Source organism: Caenispirillum bisanense (assembly GCF_900230255.1).
Lineage (GTDB): Bacteria > Pseudomonadota > Alphaproteobacteria > Rhodospirillales > Rhodospirillaceae > Caenispirillum > Caenispirillum bisanense_A.
The window spans coordinates 383,618-403,659 of record NZ_OCNJ01000003.1 but is presented as its reverse complement, the minus strand read 5'-3'; the positions used below and the strand labels follow the sequence as shown (position 1 = coordinate 403,659).

Sequence of the window (20,042 nt, the reverse complement as noted above, 5' to 3'; positions counted from 1 at the left end):
CTCCCTCGCCCTTCTTCAGCCTTCCTTCTGCGCCAGATCGGCCAGCGTCTTGAGCAGCCGCTTGGCGCCGTCGATGCGCTCCTTCGGCGTTTCCCACTTGCGCTGCACCACCAGCCGGTGATCGGGGCGCACCTTCACGGTGCCGACCTGCTGGCTGATGAAGCGCACGAGCCCGGCCGGGTTCGGGAACTTGTTCTCGCGGAAGCCGACCACGGCGCCCTTCGGCCCGGCGTCCAGCTTCTCGACGCAGGCGACGCGGCAATAGGCCTTGATCGCCACGATCTCCAGCAGGTTCTCCACCTCCGGCGGCAGCGGGCCGAAGCGGTCGATCATCTCGACGGCGAGCGCCTCGATCTCGCTGCTTTCGGTGACGTCGCCGATGCGGCGGTAGAGCGACAGGCGCAGGCCCAGGTCCTTGACGTAGGTCTCGGGGATGAGCACCGCCGTGCCGAGGTTGATGCTGGGCGCCCAGTCGGTCGCCATCTCCTCGCCCAGGCCCTCGCCCGACTTGGCGGAGGCGACGGCTTCCTCCAGCAGGTGCTGGTACAGCTCGATGCCCACTTCCTTGATGTGGCCCGACTGCTCGTCGCCGAGCAGGTTGCCGGCGCCGCGGATGTCGAGGTCGTGGCTCGCCAGGTTGAAGCCGGCGCCGAGGGTGTCGAGCGTCTGCATGACCTGGAGCCGCTTTTCGGCGGCCGGGGTCAGCGGCTTGCTGGGCGGCAGGGTGAGGTAGGCATAGCCGCGCGCCTTGCCGCGCCCGACGCGCCCGCGCAGCTGATAAAGCTGCGCCAGGCCGAACATGTCGGCGCGGTGGACGATGATGGTGTTCACCGACGGCATGTCGAGGCCGGACTCGATGATGTTGGTGGCGAGCAGGATGTCGTATTCGCCGTCCGCGAAGGCGGTCATCACCTCTTCCAGCTGGGTCGGCGCCATCTGGCCGTGGGCGATGGCCACCTTCACCTCGGGCACGAGGCGGCTCAGGCGGTCGGCGACGCGGTCGATGTCGGCCAGCCGCGGGCAGACGTAGAAGCACTGGCCGTTGCGATAGCGCTCGCGCAGGATCGCCTCGCGCACCACCACGCCGTCGAAGGGCAGCACGAAGGTGCGCACGGCCAGGCGGTCGACCGGCGGCGTGGCGATGATGGACAGCTCGCGCACGCCCGTCAGCGCCAGTTGCAGGGTGCGCGGGATGGGCGTCGCCGTCAGGGTCAGCACATGGACGTCGGAGCGGAACTGCTTCAGCCGCTCCTTGTGGGCGACGCCGAAGTGCTGTTCTTCGTCAACGATGACAAGGCCCAGGCGCTTGAAGCTCACCGATTTTGCGAGCACGGCATGGGTGCCGACGACGATGTCGAGGGTTCCGTCGGCCAGTTCCTTCTTGGTGACGGTCGCGTTCTTCGGCGTCACCAGCCGCGACAACTGCCCGATGCGCACCGGCATGCCCTGGAAGCGTTCCAGGAAGGCGCGGTAGTGCTGGCGGGCGAGCAGCGTCGTCGGCACCACCACCGCCACCTGCATGCCCGACATGGCGGCGACGAAGGCGGCGCGCAGGGCCACTTCGGTCTTGCCGAAGCCGACGTCGCCGCACACCAGCCGGTCCATGGGCCGGCCCTTGCCGAGGTCGTCGATGGTGTCCGAAATGGCCTTCAGCTGGTCTTCCGTTTCCGTATAGGGGAAGCGGGCGCAGAACTCGTCCCACAGGCCCTCGGCGGGCGACAGGCTGGGGGCCGGCTTCAGCTGGCGCACGGCGGCGATGCGGATGAGCTGCTCCGCCATGTCGCGGATGCGCTCCTTCAGCTTGGCCTTGCGGGCCTGCCATGCCGGGCTGCCGAGGCGGTCGAGGGTGACGCCGGCCGCCTCGGTGCCATAGCGGCTGAGGACGTCGATGTTCTCGACCGGCAGGAACAGCTTGTCGCCGCCCTCGTAGATCAGGCGCAGGCAATCGTGCGGCGCGCCGCCGACCTGGAGCGTCTCCAGCCCGTCATAGCGGCCGATGCCGTGCTCGACGTGAACCACCAGGTCGCCCTCGGCCAGGGCCGAGATGTCATGGATGAACTTGTCGCTTTTCTTCTTCTTGCGGCTCGGCCGGGCGAGGCGGTCGCCGAGCACGTCCTGCTCGGAGATCAGCGCCACCTGCGGCCCGACGAAGCCGTGCTCCAGCCCGAGCACCAGCATGGCGACGCCCCTGGTGCCGACCTTCAGCGCATCGGCCCAGGTGTCGACGTACTCCAGCCCGGCGATGCCATGTTCGCGCATGACGCCGCCGATGCGGTCGCGCGAGCCGGCGGAGTAGCAGCACACCACCACCGTGCGCCCCTCGCCTTGCAGGCGGACGACGTGCTGGCGCAGGGCGTCGTAAACGTTCTCGCCGGGTCGCGCGCGCACGTCGGCGAAGTCGCGCCCGGTGACGCCGCCCAGGTCGATTGCCGTCGATCCGACGTCGGGCGCGGCGAAGGGCGAGAAGGTGGCGTGCGGCCGGGCGGCCAGCAGGCGGTCGAATTCCTCGGCGTTGAGGTACAGGCGCTCCGGCGGCACCGGGCGGTAGACGAAGCCGCCCTCGGCCATGTTCTGGTCCGACAGAGTGCGGCGCGCCTGGTAGTATTCCGACACCATCTCCAGGCGGCTGTCGCGCGCCTCCGGGGCCTGGTGATCCAGCGTCACCACCGCCTCGGGCACATAGGCGAACAGCGTGTCGAGACCGTCGTGGAACAGCGGCAGCCAGTGCTCCATGCCGTTGAACTTGCGGCCTTCGGAAATGGACTCGTAGAGCGGATCGCCGCCCGTCGCCGCCCCGAACAGCTCGCGGTAGCCGGTGCGGAAGCGGGCGATGCCGGCGTCGTCCAGGAACACTTCCGACATGGGCTTGAGCAACACCTGCTCCGCCTTGCCGGTGGTGCGCTGGGTCATGGGGTCGAAGGTGCGGATGCCGTCGACCTCGTCGCCGAACAGGTCGATGCGGAAGGGCTCGTCGCCGCCGGGCGGGAAGACGTCGATGATGCCGCCGCGCACGGCATACTCGCCGGGCTCCATCACCTGCTCGGCGCGGCCGTAGCCGTTGCGGGCGAGGTAGAGGGACAGCGCCTCCATGTCCACCGTGCCGCCGAGGCGGATGGCGAAGACCACCTCCTCCAGTTCCTCGCGCCGGGGCACGCGCTGCACCGCGGCGCCGATGGTCGCCAGCACGACGCGCGGTCCTTCGGTGCCGGTGCGCGGCTGGCCGAGGCGCGAGAGCGTGTCGATGCGCCGTGCCACGATCTCGATGTTGGGGCTGACGCGGTCATAGGGCACGCAGTCCCACGCCGGGAACTCCAGCACCTCCACCTCGGGCGCGAAGACGGCCAGCGCCTCGCGCAGGGTGGCAAGGCGGATGTCGTCGCGGGCGATGTGGAGGATTTCCGGCGCCACGCCCGAGCGGGCGAGGTCGGCCAGGAACAGGGCGTCCATGCCCTCCGGCAGACCGGCGATGGCGCGGCGGCCGGCGGCGGCGAACAGCGTTTCGAAATCCGACACCGGCCGGCTCACCGATAGGCTTCGCGATCGGCGGGTTCGAAGGCCTTCAGCATGGCGAAGACGTCCGTATCATGGCGCGCCGGCACGGGGTGGCGGTCCATGAGCCAATCCATGATGTCGAGGTCCAGTTCGTCCATCAGGCTTTCCAGCCGGTCGACCTGCTCGGGGCTGAGGCGGTCGATGTGGGTCTCGACGAAGCGGCCGATCATCACGTCGGCCTCCTTCATGCCCCGGTGGTTGGCGCGATAGATCAGGCGCTTGCGGCGAATTTCGTCCACGGGTGGTCGTCCTGCTCTGCTGGTAGGCGGGCGGTGGGGTAGGATATAAAGCTTCCGCACACTTCTGTCAGCAGCAGTCCGCCCGAGAACCATGCGCCCGGAAATCCTCTACCCCCTGTTCGCGCCCCTGACGGTGCTGCCGGGCGTCGGCCCCAAGCTGGCGCCGCTGGTGGAACGGCTGGTGGAGGGCGGGCATGTGGTCGACCTCCTGTGGCACCTGCCGAGCGGCATGATCGACCGCCGCTTCTCGCCGCCGCTGACGGAAGCGCCAGAGGGCCGCATCTGCACCTTCGTCGTGCGCGTGCTGGAGCATCACACCGGCTTCGGGCCGCGCTCGCCGACCCGCGTGGTGTGCGGCGACGGCTCCGGCGGGCGGTTGAACCTGGTCTATTTCCACCTCAAGCGCGGCTTCATCGAGAAGATCCTGCCCATCGGCTCCACCCGAGTCGTCTCGGGCAAGGTGGAGTACAATTACAACGAGCCGCAGATCGTCCACCCCGACCACGTCGGCCCGCCGGAAGACCTGGAGAGCCTGCAACGGGTGGAGCCCGTCTATCCCATGACCGCCGGCGTGCAGCCGCGGGTGCTGGGCAAGGCCATGCTGGGGGCGCTCGGTCGCGTGCCGGTGCTGCCGGAGTGGATGGACGCTCCCCTCAAGGCGCGCCACGGCTGGGCCGAGTGGGACGCCGCCCTGCGCACCGCCCATGCGCCGGAGGACGAGGAAGACCTGAGCGCCATGGCGCCGGCCCGCATGCGGCTCGCCTACGACGAACTGCTGGCCAACCAGTTGGCGCTGCTGCTGGTGCGCCAGAGCCAGAAGCGGCTGGCCGGCCGGCCGCTCGCCGGCGACGGCCGCCTGCGGGAGAAAGTGCTCGCCGCCCTGCCCTTCGCCCTGACCGGCGCCCAGGCCCGCAGCCTGGAGGAGATCTACGCCGACATGGCCGAGCCGAGCCGCATGCTGCGCCTGCTGCAGGGCGACGTCGGCTCGGGCAAGACGGTGGTGGCGCTGCTCGCCATGCTGAACGCCGTGGAAACCGGCGCCCAGGCGGCCATGATGGCGCCGACGGAAATCCTCGCCCGCCAGCACCTGGCGACGCTGGAGCCGCTGGCGGATGCCGCCGGCGTGCGGCTCGGGCTGCTGACGGGGCGCGACAAGGGCAAGGCGCGCGAGGCGCTGCTCGCAGAACTGGCCGAGGGCCGCATCGACATCCTCGTCGGCACCCACGCCCTGTTCTCCGAGGACGTGGCCTTCAAGGACCTCGGCATGGCGGTGATCGACGAGCAGCACCGCTTCGGCGTCCACCAGCGCCTGCAACTGGCCGCCAAGGGCCGGGCGCCGGACGTGCTGGTGATGACGGCGACGCCCATTCCCCGCACCCTCACCCTGACGCTCTATGGTGACATGGACGTCAGCCGCCTGGACGAAAAGCCGCCGGGCCGCAAGCCGGTTCAGACGCGCACCGTCTCCACCAACCGCCTGGACGAGATCGTCGGCGCCGTCGACCGCGCCGTGCAGGGCGGCGCCAAGGTCTATTGGGTCTGCCCGCTGGTGGAGGAGAGCGAGGTTTCCGACATGGCCGCCGCCGAGGAGCGCTGGGCCTACCTGCGCGAGCACTTCGGCGACCGCGTCGGCCTCGTCCACGGCAAGATGAAGCCGACGGACAAGGACCGGGTGATGGAAGCCTTCGCCGGCGACGGGCTCGACGTGCTGGTGGCGACGACGGTGATCGAGGTCGGCGTCAACGTACCCGAGGCGACGGTGATGATCATCGAGCACGCCGAACGCTTCGGCCTCGCCCAGCTGCACCAGCTGCGCGGCCGCATCGGGCGCGGCGACAAGGCCTCCACCTGCCTGCTGCTGTTCGCCGAGCCGCTGAGCGAGACGGCCCGCGCCCGGCTGACCATCATGAAGGACACCGAGGACGGCTTCCGCATCGCCGAGGAAGACCTGCGCCTGCGCGGCGGCGGCGAGGTGCTGGGCACCCGCCAGTCGGGCCTGCCGGAGTTCAAGCTGGCCGATCTGGCGGTGCATGGGGAGTTGCTCGCCATCGCCCGCGACGACGCCCGCCTCATCGTCGACCGCGACCCCGAACTTCAGACCGAGCGCGGCAAGGCCCTGCGCGTCCTGCTCTACCTGTTCGAACGCGACGAAGGCGTGAAGACCCTGCGCAGCGGGTGAGGCGGCTCCGGCTTTTTGAACCACCAAGACACCAAGGCACCAAGAGGCCGCAGCGGGACGGCAGGCACTGCGGCTTCAATGGGCACGCTGTCTTGGTGTCTTGGTGCCTTGGTGGTTAACCCAATGTCTTGGTGGTTAACCCGGCGCCTCACGCCACCGGCTGGCGGTCTTCCGGCACCGCGGGCGGCTGTTCGAGTTCGTTGGAGCGGACGAGCGGCACCTTGCTCTCTTCCGGCGGGCGCGGGTCGGGGGGCGTGACGATGCCGCCGGAGACGACCATCTTGATGCCGTCCTCGACCGTCATGTTCAGCACCACCAGGTCGCGGCGCGGCACGAACAGCAGGAAGCCCGACGTCGGGTTCGGCGTGGTCGGCAGGAAGACGTTGATGACCTCGTCCTCCGTCAGGTTCTGCACCTCGCCCTTGGTGACGCCCGACACGAAGCCGAGCGCCCAGATGCCGCGGCGCGGGTATTCCACCAGCACCACCTGCCGGAAGGCCGTCGACTGGGTCGCCAGCACCGTCTCGAAGATCTGCTTCACCGCGCCGTAGAGCGAGCGGATGACCGGCATGCGCGCCAGCAACCCCTCGCTCAGGCGCACCGCCATGCGGCCGACGAAGCCGGCGGTGAAAGCGCCGATCATGGTCAGCACCACGATCAGGATCACCAGGCCGAGGCCGGGGATGGAGAACGGCAGGATGTCGTTCGGGTTGTAGCGGCTCGGCAGCAGGCTGGTCACCTGCTGGTCGATGAAGCCGATGATCAGCCACGCCACGTAGAACGTGATGGCCGCCGGCGCCGTCACCAGGATGCCGGCGAAGAAGTAGGCCCGCAACCGCCCGCCGAGCGTGATGCGCGGCTTGACGGAGGGGATGTCCACGGGCTCGTGGTGGTGGTCGTGCGCGGGCTCGTGGGGGTCGTGACTCATCGGGATCCGGTGGGACGGAGAAGATGCGGGTGAATGTGGAGCATTCCCCGCCCCAGTTCAACGTTTCCCGGCGGCACGATCAGGACTTGCCCGCCATGGACCGGATGTTGCGCACGAAGATGTTCAGAAGGCCGCGGATGAAGGGGTCGGCGTCGCGCAGCTTCTTCTCGAACTGCTCGCGCGTCACGATGATGAGCGTCGTCTGTTCGGCCGCCAGGGCGGACGCCATGCGCGGCTGGTTGTCGATGAGCGCCATCTCGCCGAAGATGCCGCCGCGGCTCACGTCGCCCAGCAACTTGTCGCCGGTGGCGGTGCGCTTGATGATCTCCACCCGCCCTTCCTGCACCAGGTAGGCGAGGTTGCCCTCCTCCCCCTCGCGGAAGACGTACTGCCCGGCATAGAACACCTTGCGCTCGATGACCCGCTGCTTCGGCTCCATGTGCTGCATGTTCGTTCCCCCGGCTGCTCCCGCCGTGCAAGGTGAGGGCTTCCGATCCTTCGGTCAAGCGTAAGCCGAAGGTGGTGGTCGCCGGGTGGTCGTCAGAAGTCGGCCTGCTGCCGGGCCCGGTCGCGGGCGGCGAGGAAGGTGACCAGATGGCGGTCGTTGGCGGTGATTTCGTGGATCAGCCAGCGCCCGACCACATCGACGAAAGTGGGGACGGCGGCGGCGCGCCCGTGGTCTTCGCACAATGCCTGCCCGTCGGCGAGCAGCCGCGCGAGGTGGCCGTGTTCCCGCCGGTGACCGGCGCTGGCGGCGGCCCCCATCAATTCCAACAGCCGGTCCTCGGCGTCGAAATGGTCGAGCACCGCCCCCCGCAGGTCGCGGAAGGCGGACGCTGCCCCGCGTCCTTCCTGGACGGCGCGGCCGACGCAGGCCAGCCGGTCGACGATGAGCCGGTGCATGGCGTCGATGTCGCCGTTGCCGCTGGCATACTCCGGACGCCACTCTACGAACATCGGCGACAACCTCCCCTCAAGTTTGCATGGGGAACTTTGCCACCCGCAGGCGACAGGGGCAAAGGTCCTGCCGGATAAGCGGGGGCACCCTGTCGCTCATGCCCGACCGAAAGACTAGGATTTCGCCGCGCCGGCACCTAAAGTCGATGGATCGTCCCCTGCCGCCGCTCCGCCATGACCGAAACGAGCCCCTGCCGCGTCCTCGTCTGTACACATTACCGTTTCGGCCCGCAGGCCCAGTCCTGCGCCATGCGCGGATCGGAGGAGTTGCTGGCCGCCTTGCAGCAGGCGGCCGCGGAAGGACGCCTGGCGGCGGAGGTGGAGGTCGGCGTCTGCTTCGGCCACTGCACCATCGGCCCCAACGTGAAGATCGTCGGCGGCGCCCTGCTGCACGGGGTCGCGCCCCACGACGTCGCAGCGGTGGTGGACGCCGTCGCCGCCCGCTCGGACTGACGCTTCCCTTACCCACAAAAAGTTCAGCATTGAAACGCCGAAGGGATTAGCCCGAAGGTATGAGCCGTCATGGTTCCGTAACCGAACGGGTGGTCCTGATGTACAAGGTGTTCTGGAAGTCTCCCCTCACCGGTGCCACCGGCGCCCTCTCCCGCCCCCTCAGCCGCTACCTCGCCGAGTTCCGGCTGGCGCACGAACGGCACGCAGCGCCGCAGTTGATCTGGTGGGTGGAGCCGGTGGCGGGGTGAGCGGATACCCCTATCGCTGCGGTGCAAATTGTAACGACGGCCCCGCCCGCAGCGTTTGACCCGATGTGTGCGGGCTTGTAGCCTGAGGGCGCGCAACACAGCACAATTCGCAAACACATCAGGGGAAGCCCAATGGCCACCATTGCCAACATCGCCGGCGACATGCTCCGCGGCGCCGCCAATTTCTTCCGGGCCGTCGGTCAGGACAATCCGAGTCTCGCCGAGCAGATGGAGCAGAACGCGGCCGCCTACGAGGAGGTCGCGCGCCTCGTCGAAAACGACCCCACTGCCGAGATCAACCTGCCGACCGAGCCGCAGCCGTAAGGCCGCAGGCGGTCCCCGCACCACGGCGACTGGCCGTCGAGGGCGTCTCCCACCGGGGAGGCGCCCTTTTCGCATCCGCCGCAGTCCCTCCCCATAGCGCCGCCGCACTCTCCCCAGGGCGCTTGCGCTTTTCCCCCGTTTCTGTGGATAAGTCTGTGCAGAGCGGTTCGGATCCCGCGCCCCGCGCACCTCTCACCCCTTTGCCTAAGAATTCGGCACGACCGGGAGCCCATGGAAGAGGCAAGGCGGTGATTACTGGCATGAGCCGCCGCGATCCGCCCAAACACCATGGCAAATACAGAAAATGCAACGGTTTGCGACGTTCGTGGACCAGCCACGCGACTTCGGCAGCGGTCGGAAGCGCGAACCGCTGGTGGATCCCGGACGCACAAAAGAGCGGCACCAACACCGTTGGTCCGCTTGTGGCTTGCATCTTCCGACTTGTGGATAACTTCCGGCGCGGGGATGGCCGGAGGAGCGAAGTGGCGGGAAACTACCCCAAGCCGCGGCGCCCTGGCAAGGGCTTTTCGCGCCCAAAAAAGCACCCGGCCGCGGAAGCCGCGGCCGGGGCTGGGAACGGGCGCCGGGATCGCGCCGGAGGGTAGGCTCAGTGACCCACGCCGGGGCCGACCCACCAGTAGAACACCACGAAAAGGAACACCCACACCACGTCGACGAAGTGCCAGTACCACTCCGACGCCTCGTAGCCGATGGCCTCACGGCCCGGGGCGAAGTGTCCTTTCAGGCTCCTGTAGAACATGACGCCGAGGAAACACACCCCGACGAACACGTGGAAGCCGTGGAACCCCGTCGCCATGTAGAACACCGACGGGAAGATGCCGTCCTGGAAGCCGAAGGCGATCAGGCCGTACTCGTAGATCTGGAAGCCCAGGAAGATGACGCCGAGGCCGATGGTCAGGCCGAGGAAGAACAGCTGGCGGCCGCGCGCGCCCTTCTTCAGCGCCGTGGCCGAGGCCATGAGCGTGAAGCCCGAGGTGATGAGGATGGCCGTGTTCAGCGCCGGGATGCCCCAGGCGTGCACCGGCTCGATCCCCTCCGGCGGCCAGGCGGTGACGCCGGGGCTGACCATGAAGGCGTTGTTGAAATAGGCCCAGAAGAAGGCGACGAAGAACATCACCTCCGATGCGATGAACATCGCCATGCCCATGCGCAGGCCGAGGCGCACCTTCCCGGTATGCGCCTTGTCGACCATGGCTTCCTTCACCACGTCGCGCCACCAGCCGAACATGGTGACCAGGATGATGGCGAAGCCCGCCAGCATCAGCCAGGGCGGCGCGTCGTGAAAGTACTGCACGGCGCCGATGGCCAGCACGAAGGCGCCCACCGACCCGACGAAGGGCCACGGGCTCGGGTCGACGATGTGGAACGGATGCTTGCGGGCGGAATGGCCCGAAACCTGACTCATCGCTGGCGCTCCCTTGCATGGCGCGGGCCGTCTTGTGGAGGGTGCGGCCCGTCGCGCGGTGACGGAGGATGACGGCGGTGCGTCACGCCCCGGTCATGAGGACCCGTCCTCGCCCTTCTTCTCGAAGAACGTGTAGGACAGCGTGATGGTATGGACGTCGCGGGCGTGCTCGTCCTCGAGGATGGCCGGGTCGACGTAGAAGGTGACCGGCATCTCCACCGCCTCGCCCGGCTCCAGGCGTTGCTCGGTGAAGCAGAAACACTCGATCTTGCTGAAGTACTGGGCCGCCTTGGCCGGCGTCACGTTGAAGGTGGCGGTGCCGACGACGGGGCGGTCCGACGTGTTGACGGCGCGATAGGCGACCAGCGTGTCCTGGCCGAGCGGCACGGTCACGTCGTGCTGCAGCGGCTCGAACCGCCAGGGCATGCGGCCGTTGACCGAGGCGTCGAAGCGGATCGTCACCGGATGGGCGGGATCGGCGGTGATGCCCTTCTTCTCCAGCACGATGGCCGGCGTGCCGCCGTAGCCCGTCACCTGGCAGAACAGCCGGTAGAGCGGGACGGAGGCGAAGGCGAGGCCGACCATGCCGACGGCGACGCCGGCGAAGATCAGGCCGGTGCGGGCATTGCTGCGCGCCCTGCTGTTCCCTGCTGCGGTCATGCGACGGCCCTCCGTGCGGATGTGCGGCCAGGGGCCGGCGCGGCGGCCGGCCCCTGCCCTGTCGATGCGGTCGTTACTCGGCCGGCGCGCCGGGGATCACCGGCGGCTCCTCGAAGGCGTGCACCGGCGGCGGCGAGGTCAGCGTCCACTCGAGCGTCGTGGCGCCTTCGCCCCACGGGTTGCTCGCGGCCCGCTCGCCGGCGGCGAGCGTCCGCCAGATGACGAAGCAGAAGAACAGCGCCGCGAAGCCGCCGATGTAGGCGCCGATGGTGGAGATCTGGTTCCACCCCGTGAAGGCGTCCGGGTAGTCCGGAATGCGCCGCGGCATGCCCGCCAGACCCGCGAAGTGCTGCGGGAAGAAGGTCAGGTTCACGCCGACGAAGGTGAGCCAGAAGTGGATCTTGCCGAGCGTCTCGGGGTACTGGCGGCCGCTCATCTTGCCGATCCAGTAGTAGAAGCCGGCGAACATGGCGAACACCGCGCCGAGCGACAACACATAGTGGAAGTGGGCCACCACGTAGTAGGTGTCGTGCAGGGCGATGTCGACGCCGGCGTTGGCCAGCACCACGCCCGTCACGCCGCCGACGGTGAACAGGAAGATGAAGCCGATGGCGAACAGCATGGGCGTCTTGAACTCGATGGAGCCGCCCCACATGGTGGCGATCCACGAGAACACCTTGATGCCCGTCGGCACGGCGATGAGCATGGTCGCCATGATGAAGTAGGCGCGCGTGTCGACGTCCATGCCGACCGTGTACATGTGGTGCGCCCACACCGCGAAGCCGATGACGCCGATCGCCACCATGGCCCACACCATGCCGAGGTAGCCGAACACGGGCTTCTTCGAGAAGGTGGAGGTGATGTGGCTGATGATGCCGAAGGCCGGCAGGATCATGATGTAGACTTCGGGGTGGCCGAAGAACCAGAACAGGTGCTGGTAGAGCAGCGGGTCACCGCCGCCGGCCGGGTCGAAGAAGGTCGTGCCGAAGTTGCGGTCGGTCAGCAGCATGGTCAGCGCGCCGGCCAGCACGGGCACCGCCATCAGCAGCAGGAAGGCGGTGACGAACATGGACCACGCGAACAGCGGCATGCGGAACATGGTCATGCCCGGCGCGCGCATGTTGATGATGGTGACCAGGAAGTTGATGGCGCCCAGGATCGACGACACGCCGGCGATGTGCAGCGACAGGATCGCCAGGTCGACCGCGGCGTCTGAGTGCGAGATGCTCAGCGACAGCGGCGGGTAGAGCGTCCACCCCGTGCCCGGCCCGACGCCGGTATACAGCGCCGTGCAGATCAGCAGGAAGGACGGCGGCAGCAGCCAGAAGCTGATGTTGTTCATGCGCGGGAAGGCCATGTCCGGCGCGCCGATCATCAACGGCACGAACCAGTTGCCGAACCCGCCGATGAGCGCCGGCATGACCACGAAGAAGATCATGATCAGCCCGTGGGCGCTGACGAACACGTTGTAGAGCTGGTTGTCGCCGCCGAGCACCTGCAGGCCGGGCTCGTAGAGCTCGGCGCGGATGACGATCGACATGAAGCCCCCGATCAAACCGGCAATGACCGCGAAGACGATGTACATCGTCCCGATGTCCTTGTGGTTGGTCGAGAACACCCACCGCTTCCAGCCGGTCGGCGCATGATCGTCATGCCCGTGGCCGTGGGCCTGGTCGGCCGTTGTTCCCTGATACATCGCTTCAGTCCCCTGTCCTGGCTTTTCTTACCGGCGGGCGAGTTCGGTCGCCGGCCCGTCACCCGGCTCGATGCCCATCGCCGCCTGGGTTTCCGCCATCCACGCATCGAACTCCTCGCGCGGCACGGCCCGGATGGCGGCCGGCATGAAGCCGTGGTTCACGCCGCACAGCTCCGAGCACTGGCCGTAGTAGACGCCCGGCTGCTCGATGCGCACCCAGGTCTCGTTCAGGCGGCCCGGTACGGCGTCGGTCTTCAGGCCGAGCGCCGGCATGGCGAAGCTGTGGATGACGTCGGTGGAGGTGACGATGACGCGCACGTTGGTGTCCACCGGCAGCACGATGGCGTTGTCGACCGCCAGAAGGCGCGGCTCGCCTTCCGCCAGGTCCTCGTCCATCTTCATGAAGCTGTCGATGGCGACGTTCTCGTGATCGGGATACTCGAAGGACCAGTACCACTGGTGGCCGATGACCTTGAGGGTCATGTCGGCCTCCTGGGTGCGGTCCATGAAGTACAACAGCCGGAACGACGGCACCGCGATGGCCACCAGGATGAGGACCGGCACCGCCGTCCACGCCACTTCCAGCAGCGTGTGGTGGGCGGTCTTGGACGGCACGGGGTTGCGGCGCGCGTTGAAGCGGAACATGCACCACCCGAGCAGGGCGGTCACCAGCAGCACGATGGCGATCATGATGATGGTGATGTAATTGTGCAGGCTGTAGATGCGCTCCATGGTCGGAGACGCGGGATCCTGCATGTTGGCCTGCCAGGGCTCCGGCTGCCCCGCCAAGGCCGCACCGGCGAGCAGAGTCACACCGGCGAAGGCGACTGCGGCCGCGCCCAGACGGGGCAACCGCGGCAACTGCACTGTCATGTCCTAGCCTCCCTTGGCTGGACCGCGCCGTCCCCTGCCGGGTATTTCAGCCCCTCTGGATCGGTTCGAGCGTGAAAACGGCGACCAGTCCTTGCGACATTGTTTGTTTTCTTGTCTGTGAGGCCAGTATGGGCGATTCGCGCCGAAGGGAGCAAGAGGCTTCCTGACTAGCGTGAGGGGTTTTTCGCACAATTTCGCCCGCACCAAAAATAGAGGCTTTGCCTATGTTGCGGCGCGTTGCGACACGGAAATTGTCGTTATTTCTCGACTGTTGCGAAAGGGTTTAGCGATCATGCCGCGGCGCAAGAAGACGGGCGGCGGAGCCCTGCCCCGCCGCCCGCTAGTCTTCGAGCATGATGGAAATGGACCGCCCGTCAGGCGGGCGGCAGGCACTTGAAGCGCACGTACCAGTCGCTCTCCACCCTGAACCGTGCGTCGAGGGTGGCGACCCGGCCATAGCGCGCGCAATAGAGGCTGGCGTTGTCCTTGGTCGCCTCGTAGCCGATGCGGGCGAAGTAGCCGACGGACTCCGCGAAGGTGACGGTGAAGGCGACGGGCTCGGGCGGCGGCGGTGGCGCGATGTCGAGCGGCAGGGGGGCCGGCATCGCCCGCACGACGGGGGTCGGGGCGGGTTGCGGCGCGGGGGCCGGGGCGGTGCGGATGCCGGGATCGGCGAACTCGGGCGGCATGCCGTCGGCGGCGGCCTGGCCTGCCGTCAGAAGAAGAAGCAGTCCCGCCACGGCGGCGGCCGCCTGTCTCCACGTGCCGATCATGTCTCATCCCCCGGCGAATACCCTCACGAGGCGCGATGGTGCCACAGCCCGGCGCGCCGGCAAAGCCTCGCCTCGCCCCGTCGGAGGCGGCGGTGCCTCAGTACTCGCGGTCGGGGTGGTCGCTGTGGTCGCCGAGCCGCATGACCCCGACGGCCATGGCCAGCGCCCCGAAGGTGCCGCAGATGGAGCCGAGAAGCAGGTAGAGGCCCTTGCCCATGTGCTCCGACCCGAGCAGCAGGGTGCGCATGTTGGCGATGTCGAGGTAGATGACGGCGCCGCAGAACACGAGGCCGGCGATCACTCCGGCGGCGCAGTGCTGCACCAGGAAGCGGACCAGGGTGGTGTCGTGCGTGGCTTTCATGGCGAGCGCCCCTCGGATACCGGCGCCGCATTCCGGCGCTCCTGCGGTATACGAACCGAAGGTGCCGCCGGATGCCGGAAATCGCAAGGGGGCGGCGCTGCGTCGACCGCACCCTTCCCTGCCACGGTCTGCCGCCGCGCCCTGCCCCGTGTTCTAAGGCAGCAGGATGAAGCGCGAGAAGGTGTCGGCGACGTTGATCTCCACCTCGGCGCGGATACCCTGCATGACGTCGACCATGCCCTTCCAGTCGCCCGTCTTCATGCACTTTTCGTAGGCGGTGCGCTTCGAGCCGGGAATGTTGATCTCCGACTTGGCGCCAGGCTTCAGGTAGGTGTCGTAGACAGCCTGGGCGTTCTTCTCGGTCACCTTCACGCCCTTGCTGCGCGCCAGGAACTCGACGTTCTCGGTCGAGAACTCCTTGGCGCAGAACGCCATGAACTCCTTGGCGAACTCGCGGTCCTTCAGGGCGTCCTCGTAAGTGCGCAGTTTGTCCATGCGCTTGTAGCGCTCCATCTTGGCCTCGAACCACTTGGTGTCGATGGACCGCGTGGCGACCAGCAGCCGCTCCGCCGCCTTGCCGATGTCGTCGGCGGCCTTGGTGGCGCTGCTCGGGATCAGCTTGTTCTTCTTGAAGGCGGCCGACGTCTTCTGGGCCGTCGCGATGACGCCCTGCAGTGCCTTGCGCAGGGGTTCGACCGACTTCTTGTACTCGGCCTGCGCCGCCTTCCACGCATTCTCGATGGCGGTCCGGTCGTTCTTCACCTTGGTCTCGTCGAAGGCGGCCCACTTGACGGCCCCCCAGGCCTTCTCGCAGTCGGTCAGCGTGTCGCCGAGGCCGGTCTTGCCGGCCATCTTGGCGAACGGCCCCTTCTTCTTCTGCCAGTCCTTGTTGGTCAGGATGGACGGATAGGACAGCAGGATGTCCGGTGCGCTCATCGGAAAGGTCTCTCCCCAGTTCGGCCCCCTTGGGCCGAAAGTCCACTGCGGGAGGAATTCCCCACGACTCTCCCGCAACCGGCGGGAGTATTGCACCGCCTTTGGCGCCGCGGCAGCCGAAACCGAATAGTCCATCGGCCATACGACCATGGACGCAGACGCGCCGCACCAAGCGGGCCGCGGATAACGACGAGGCCCTGGAAGCGGCGTGCTTCCAGGGCCTCGGTAATGGTGAGCCCGACAGGATTCGAACCTGTGACCCGCTGATTAAAAGTCAGCTGCTCTACCAACTGAGCTACGGGCCCCCGGTGCGGGGCTACGGGCCCCCGGTGCGGGGAGGCGGCAGACTAGGGAAAGGGGGCGGGGCGGTCAAGCCTCATGAGCCGCTGGCCCCGCCTTTTTTTTCCCGCTGCCGGAACGCCTTACTGCTTGGCGTCGGCGGCGACCTTCATGCTCAGGATGCGGTCGGGGTAGCTGACCATGCCGTTCGGGCCCGAGCCCTTCTTGATGGCGTCCACGTGTTCCATGCCTTCGACCACGCGGCCCCAGATGGTGTACTGGCCGTCCAGGTGCGACGCCGGCTCGAACACGATGAAGAACTGGCTGTCGGCGCTGTTGGGGTTCGCCGCGCGCGCCATGGAGACGGTGCCGCGCACGTGCTTCTCCTTGGAGAACTCGGCGTCGAGCTTCTGGCCCGAGCCGCCCGTGCCGGTGCCGGTCGGATCGCCGCCCTGGGCCATGAAGCCCGGGATCACGCGGTGGAACGGCGTGCCGTCGTAGAAGCCTTCACGCACCAGTTCCTTGATGCGGGCGACGTGGTTGGGGGCCAGGTCGGGGCGCAGTTCGATCACCACGCGGCCCGACTCGAGCTCCATGTACAGGGTGTTTTCGGGGTCGAGAGCCTGGGCGGCCTGCGAAGCGGTCATGGCGAAAAGAACTCCGATGAGTGCGCTCAGAATGCGATTCAGCATGGGACGGTTTCCTCCGCCCGGCCGGCGCGGTGGGTCCGGCGGGCGCAAACGGTGTCGAGGGGTCGGGCGGGACCGGATCAGGCGTCCGGACCCAGCCCCTTGGCCTTCTCTTCTGCGAAACGGTCGGCGAGCGCCTGGCGCACCACTTCGGGCACGAAGGACGCGATGTCGCCGCCGAGCCGGCCGATCTCCTTCACGAAGCGCGAGGAGATGAACTGGCAGCGCTCCGACGCCATGAGGAACACGGTGTCGATGCGCGGGTTCACGCGCGCGTTCATACCGGCCATCTGGAACTCGTATTCGAAGTCCGAGACCGCCCGCAAGCCGCGCACGATGGTGGAGGCACCGCACTCGGCGGCGAAGTGCATGAGCAGGTTGGAGAACGGCCGCACCTCGATGGCGCAGCCGTTGGGACCGTTCAGGGCGGCGACCGCCTGCTCGGTCAGGGCGACGCGCTCCTCCAGCGAGAACAGCGGGCCCTTCCCGGCATTGACGGCGACGCCGATGATGAGGCGGTCGACCAGCCGCGTGGCGCGGGTGATGATGTCCAGGTGCCCGTTGGTCACCGGATCGAAGGTGCCGGGGTAGACCCCCACCCGCTCCGCACGATCAGCCATTGCCGTCGCTCCCTTCCCCGGCCGCGTCGTCGCCGCCGGTCGCCGTGTCGCCGCCTTCGGTGCCGGTGGCGGCGTCCGCCTCGGCGTCCATGGCCGCGGCTTCGTCCTCCTCGCTGCCGTCGAGCGGCAGGTGGGCGATGGACACCACCGTCTCGTCGGGCGCGGTGCGGAACAGCGTCACGCCCTGGGTGTTGCGCCCGGCGATGCGGATGTCGTGCACGCCCATGCGGATGATCTGGCCGGCATTGGAGATCAGCATCACCTGGTCGGTCCCGGCCACCGGGAAGGACGCGACGACCATGCCGTTGCGCTCGCCGGTGTCGATGTTGGTGATGCCCTGCCCGCCGCGGCCGGTGATGCGGTACTCGAAGGCCGAGGTGCGCTTGCCGTAGCCGTTCTCGGTGATGGTGAGGATGAACTCCTCGGCCGCCGCGAAGGTCTCGTAGTCGTCGCGCGACAGGCCGGCGTCGGCCAGCAGCTGGTCGAGCGACACCTCGGGCGCCTGCGCGTCCTCGCCCTCGTGGCCGGTTCCGTTGCCGCGCCGCAGGGCGCCGGCGACCCGCAGGTAGCAGTCGCGCTGCTCGCTGGAGAAGTCGACGTGGCGCAGGATCGACAGCGACACCACGCGATCACCGTCGGCGAGGCGGATGCCGCGCACGCCCATGGAGCTGCGGCCGGCGAAGACGCGCACTTCCGAAACGGGGAAGCGGATGCACTTGCCGCCGCGGGCGGCCAGCAGCACGTCGTACTCGTCGGTGCAGGTGGCGACGCCGACCAGGGCCTCGCCTTCCTCCAGCTTCATGGCGATCTTGCCGTTGGACTTGATGTTGGTGAAGTCCGACAGGCTGTTGCGCCGCACCGTGCCCGAGGTGGTGGCGAACATGACGTTCAGATCGCCCCAGGTGCCCTCGTCCTCCGGCAGCGGCATGACGGTCGAGATGGTCTCGCCGTCCGACAGCGGCAGCAGGTTCACCATGGCCTTGCCGCGGCTCGTCGGGTTGCCGAGCGGCAGGCGCCAGACCTTCATCTGGTAGACCATGCCGGTCGAGCTGAAGAACAGCACCGGCTGGTGGGTACTGGCGACGAAGACGCGGGTGACCACGTCCTCCTCGCGCGTCGCCATGCCGGCGCGCCCCTTGCCGCCGCGCCGCTGGGAGCGGTAGGTGGCGAGCGGCACGCGCTTGATGTAGCCCGACTGGGTGACCGTGACGACCATGTCCTCGCGCTGGATCAGGTCCTCGATGTCGGCTTCGAACTCGCTGAACTCGATGGTCGTGCGCCGCGGCGTCGCGTACTCGGTCTTCATCTCGACCAGTTCGGTACGCATGATCTCGTACAGCTTCTCGCGCGAGCGCAGGATCGAGAGGTATTCCTCGATCTCGCCGCCGATTTCGCGCAGTTCGCCGTGGATCTTCTCGCGCTCGAGGCCGGTCAGGCGCTGCAGGCGCAGTTCCAGGATGGCGCGGGCCTGGGCTTCCGACAGGCGGTACTTGCCGTCGATCACCTGATGCGACGGATCGGCGATCAGTTCCACCAGCGGCGCCACGTCGCCGGCCGGCCAGTCGCGCGCCATCAGCTGCTCGCGGGCGACGTTGGCGTCGGGGGCGGCGCGGATCAGTTCGATCACCGGGTCGATGTTCTCGACGGCGATGGCGAGGCCGACCAGCGTGTGCGCCCGCTCGCGCGCCTTGCGCAGCAGGTAGACGGTGCGGCGGCGGATGACCTCCTCGCGGAAGACGATGAACGCCCGCAGGATGTCGACGATGCGCATCATCTCCGGCTTGCCGCCGTTGATGGCCAGCATGTTCACGCCGAAGCTGGTCTGCAGCTGGGAGAACTTGTAGAGCTGGTTCAGCACCACGTCGGCCTGATGGTCGCGGCGGACCTCGATGACCACGCGCACGCCGGACCGATCGGACTCGTCGCGGATGTCGGAGATGCCTTCGATGCGCTTGTCGCGCACCAGTTCGGCGATCTTCTCCTGCATCGTCGCCTTGTTCACCTGATACGGGATCTCGGTGACGATGATGGCCTCGCGGCCCTTGGCCATTTCCTCGATGTGGCAGCGCGCCCGCATGACCACCGAGCCGCGACCGGTGGTGTAGGCGCTGCGGATGCCCGAGCGGCCGAGAATGGTGCCGCCCGTCGGGAAGTCGGGGCCGGGCACCATCTCCAGGATCTCGTCCTCGGTGACGTCCGGGTTGTCGATCATGGCGCACAGCGCGTCGATCACCTCGCCCAGGTTATGGGGCGGGATGTTCGTCGCCATGCCGACGGCGATGCCGCCGGCGCCGTTGACCAGCAGGTTCGGGAACCGGGCCGGCAGGACGATGGGCTCCCACGAGCTTTCGTCGTAGTTGGCCTGGAAGTCGACCGTTTCCTTGTCGATGTCGTCCAGCAGCGAATGGGCCGACTTGGCGAGGCGCGCTTCCGTGTAGCGCATGGCCGCCGGGGCGTCGCCGTCCATGGAGCCGAAGTTGCCCTGCCCGTCGATGAGCGGCAGCCGCATGGACCACGGCTGCGCCATGCGCACCATGGCGTCGTAGATCGCGCTGTCGCCGTGCGGGTGGTACTTACCCATCACGTCACCGACGATGCGCGCCGACTTCTTGTAGGGCTTGTTGTACTCGTACCCGCTTTCCTTCATGGCGTAGAGGATACGCCGATGAACGGGCTTGAGGCCGTCGCGCACGTCGGGAAGGGCACGCGAGACGATCACGCTCATGGCGTAATCGAGGTACGAGCGCTTCATCTCGTCTTCGATTGCGACCGGCGTGACGTCGAACTCTTTCGGAGTGGACGGGGGGTTCGTCAAAGCTGTGGCCTGGATCGGTTTCAGGGCAACGGGC

Annotated in this window: 19 protein-coding genes and 1 tRNA gene; 4 read left to right on the top strand and 16 right to left on the bottom strand. The window is 67.9% G+C overall.

Translation table 11 applies throughout. The annotated features are described in order from the left end of the window. Positions 1–15: 15 nt before the first annotated feature. Together mfd and CRP50_RS09070 are read right to left on the bottom strand one after the other, a co-directional pair. Positions 16–3,513, bottom strand: coding sequence for a transcription-repair coupling factor (mfd, locus tag CRP50_RS09075; protein ID WP_097278967.1), 3,498 nt, complete (start codon positions 3,511–3,513; stop codon positions 16–18). 8 nt (positions 3,514–3,521) lie between these two features. Then, positions 3,522–3,791: a succinate dehydrogenase assembly factor 2 gene (locus CRP50_RS09070; RefSeq protein ID WP_097278752.1), complete on the bottom strand. Its 270-nt coding sequence runs from the start codon at positions 3,789–3,791 to the stop codon at positions 3,522–3,524. 91 nt (positions 3,792–3,882) lie between these two features. On the opposite strand from CRP50_RS09070, the gene recG reads away from it, so the two are divergent. Continuing rightward, positions 3,883–5,970, top strand: a complete 2,088-nt coding sequence (recG, locus tag CRP50_RS09065) for an ATP-dependent DNA helicase RecG (protein ID WP_097278750.1) — start codon at positions 3,883–3,885, stop codon at positions 5,968–5,970. Between the two features lie 148 nt (positions 5,971–6,118). Here the strand turns inward: recG and CRP50_RS09060 are convergent, their stop codons facing one another. The 3 genes from CRP50_RS09060 to CRP50_RS09050 form a co-directional block, all read right to left on the bottom strand. Then, positions 6,119–6,898 (bottom strand): DUF502 domain-containing protein, encoded by a 780-nt coding sequence (locus tag CRP50_RS09060; RefSeq protein WP_097278748.1) that lies wholly within the window; start codon positions 6,896–6,898, stop codon positions 6,119–6,121. A 79-nt stretch (positions 6,899–6,977) separates the two neighbouring features. Then, positions 6,978–7,346 (bottom strand): cyclic nucleotide-binding domain-containing protein, encoded by a 369-nt coding sequence (locus tag CRP50_RS09055; protein ID WP_097278746.1) that lies wholly within the window; start codon positions 7,344–7,346, stop codon positions 6,978–6,980. A gap of 92 nt (positions 7,347–7,438) precedes the next feature. Then, on the bottom strand, positions 7,439–7,855 hold the full coding sequence (locus CRP50_RS09050) for a bacteriohemerythrin (RefSeq protein ID WP_097278744.1): 417 nt from the start codon (positions 7,853–7,855) through the stop codon (positions 7,439–7,441). Positions 7,856–8,029: 174 nt separating this feature from the next. On the opposite strand from CRP50_RS09050, the gene CRP50_RS09045 reads away from it, so the two are divergent. From CRP50_RS09045 to CRP50_RS09035, 3 genes are all read left to right on the top strand, one after another. Continuing rightward, on the top strand, positions 8,030–8,308 hold the full coding sequence (locus tag CRP50_RS09045; RefSeq protein ID WP_141415094.1) for a (2Fe-2S) ferredoxin domain-containing protein: 279 nt from the start codon (positions 8,030–8,032) through the stop codon (positions 8,306–8,308). A 98-nt stretch (positions 8,309–8,406) separates the two neighbouring features. Beyond that, positions 8,407–8,556: a hypothetical protein gene (locus tag CRP50_RS25540; RefSeq protein WP_176525094.1), complete on the top strand. Its 150-nt coding sequence runs from the start codon at positions 8,407–8,409 to the stop codon at positions 8,554–8,556. A 132-nt stretch (positions 8,557–8,688) separates the two neighbouring features. Further along, positions 8,689–8,880, top strand: a complete 192-nt coding sequence (locus CRP50_RS09035) for a hypothetical protein (RefSeq protein WP_097278739.1) — start codon at positions 8,689–8,691, stop codon at positions 8,878–8,880. Positions 8,881–9,487: 607 nt separating this feature from the next. Here the strand turns inward: CRP50_RS09035 and CRP50_RS09030 are convergent. The 11 genes from CRP50_RS09030 to gyrA form a co-directional block, all read right to left on the bottom strand. Next, positions 9,488–10,306, bottom strand: coding sequence for a cytochrome c oxidase subunit 3 (locus CRP50_RS09030; RefSeq protein WP_097278737.1), 819 nt, complete (start codon positions 10,304–10,306; stop codon positions 9,488–9,490). A gap of 93 nt (positions 10,307–10,399) precedes the next feature. Continuing rightward, a complete protein-coding gene (locus CRP50_RS09025) occupies positions 10,400–10,966 on the bottom strand; it encodes a cytochrome c oxidase assembly protein (RefSeq protein ID WP_097278735.1) in 567 nt (188 codons plus the stop codon). Between the two features lie 73 nt (positions 10,967–11,039). Continuing rightward, positions 11,040–12,662: a cytochrome c oxidase subunit I gene (gene ctaD, locus CRP50_RS09020; RefSeq protein ID WP_097278734.1), complete on the bottom strand. Its 1,623-nt coding sequence runs from the start codon at positions 12,660–12,662 to the stop codon at positions 11,040–11,042. A 27-nt stretch (positions 12,663–12,689) separates the two neighbouring features. After that, positions 12,690–13,535 carry a cytochrome c oxidase subunit II gene (coxB, locus tag CRP50_RS09015; protein ID WP_097278732.1) on the bottom strand — a complete coding sequence of 282 codons (846 nt, stop codon included), beginning with the start codon at positions 13,533–13,535 and terminating at the stop codon, positions 12,690–12,692. Between the two features lie 374 nt (positions 13,536–13,909). Continuing rightward, a complete protein-coding gene (locus CRP50_RS09010) occupies positions 13,910–14,308 on the bottom strand; it encodes a hypothetical protein (RefSeq protein WP_097278731.1) in 399 nt (132 codons plus the stop codon). Positions 14,309–14,405: 97 nt separating this feature from the next. Further along, positions 14,406–14,669, bottom strand: coding sequence for a hypothetical protein (locus CRP50_RS09005; protein ID WP_097278729.1), 264 nt, complete (start codon positions 14,667–14,669; stop codon positions 14,406–14,408). A 153-nt stretch (positions 14,670–14,822) separates the two neighbouring features. Next, on the bottom strand, positions 14,823–15,605 hold the full coding sequence (locus tag CRP50_RS09000) for a hypothetical protein (protein WP_176525093.1): 783 nt from the start codon (positions 15,603–15,605) through the stop codon (positions 14,823–14,825). Between the two features lie 229 nt (positions 15,606–15,834). Then, positions 15,835–15,910, bottom strand: a tRNA-Lys gene (locus tag CRP50_RS08995). Between the two features lie 117 nt (positions 15,911–16,027). After that, on the bottom strand, positions 16,028–16,531 hold the full coding sequence (locus CRP50_RS08990; RefSeq protein WP_245913414.1) for a peptidylprolyl isomerase: 504 nt from the start codon (positions 16,529–16,531) through the stop codon (positions 16,028–16,030). A 122-nt stretch (positions 16,532–16,653) separates the two neighbouring features. Then, the gene (gene coaD / locus CRP50_RS08985) at positions 16,654–17,193 is read right to left on the bottom strand and encodes a pantetheine-phosphate adenylyltransferase (RefSeq protein ID WP_097278725.1); all 540 of its coding nucleotides are present in this window, start codon (positions 17,191–17,193) and stop codon (positions 16,654–16,656) included. Continuing rightward, the gene (gene gyrA, locus CRP50_RS08980) at positions 17,186–20,008 is read right to left on the bottom strand and encodes a DNA gyrase subunit A (protein ID WP_097278723.1); all 2,823 of its coding nucleotides are present in this window, start codon (positions 20,006–20,008) and stop codon (positions 17,186–17,188) included. The genes coaD and gyrA overlap by 8 nt, the downstream gene beginning before the upstream one ends. Positions 20,009–20,042 lie beyond the last annotated feature (34 nt).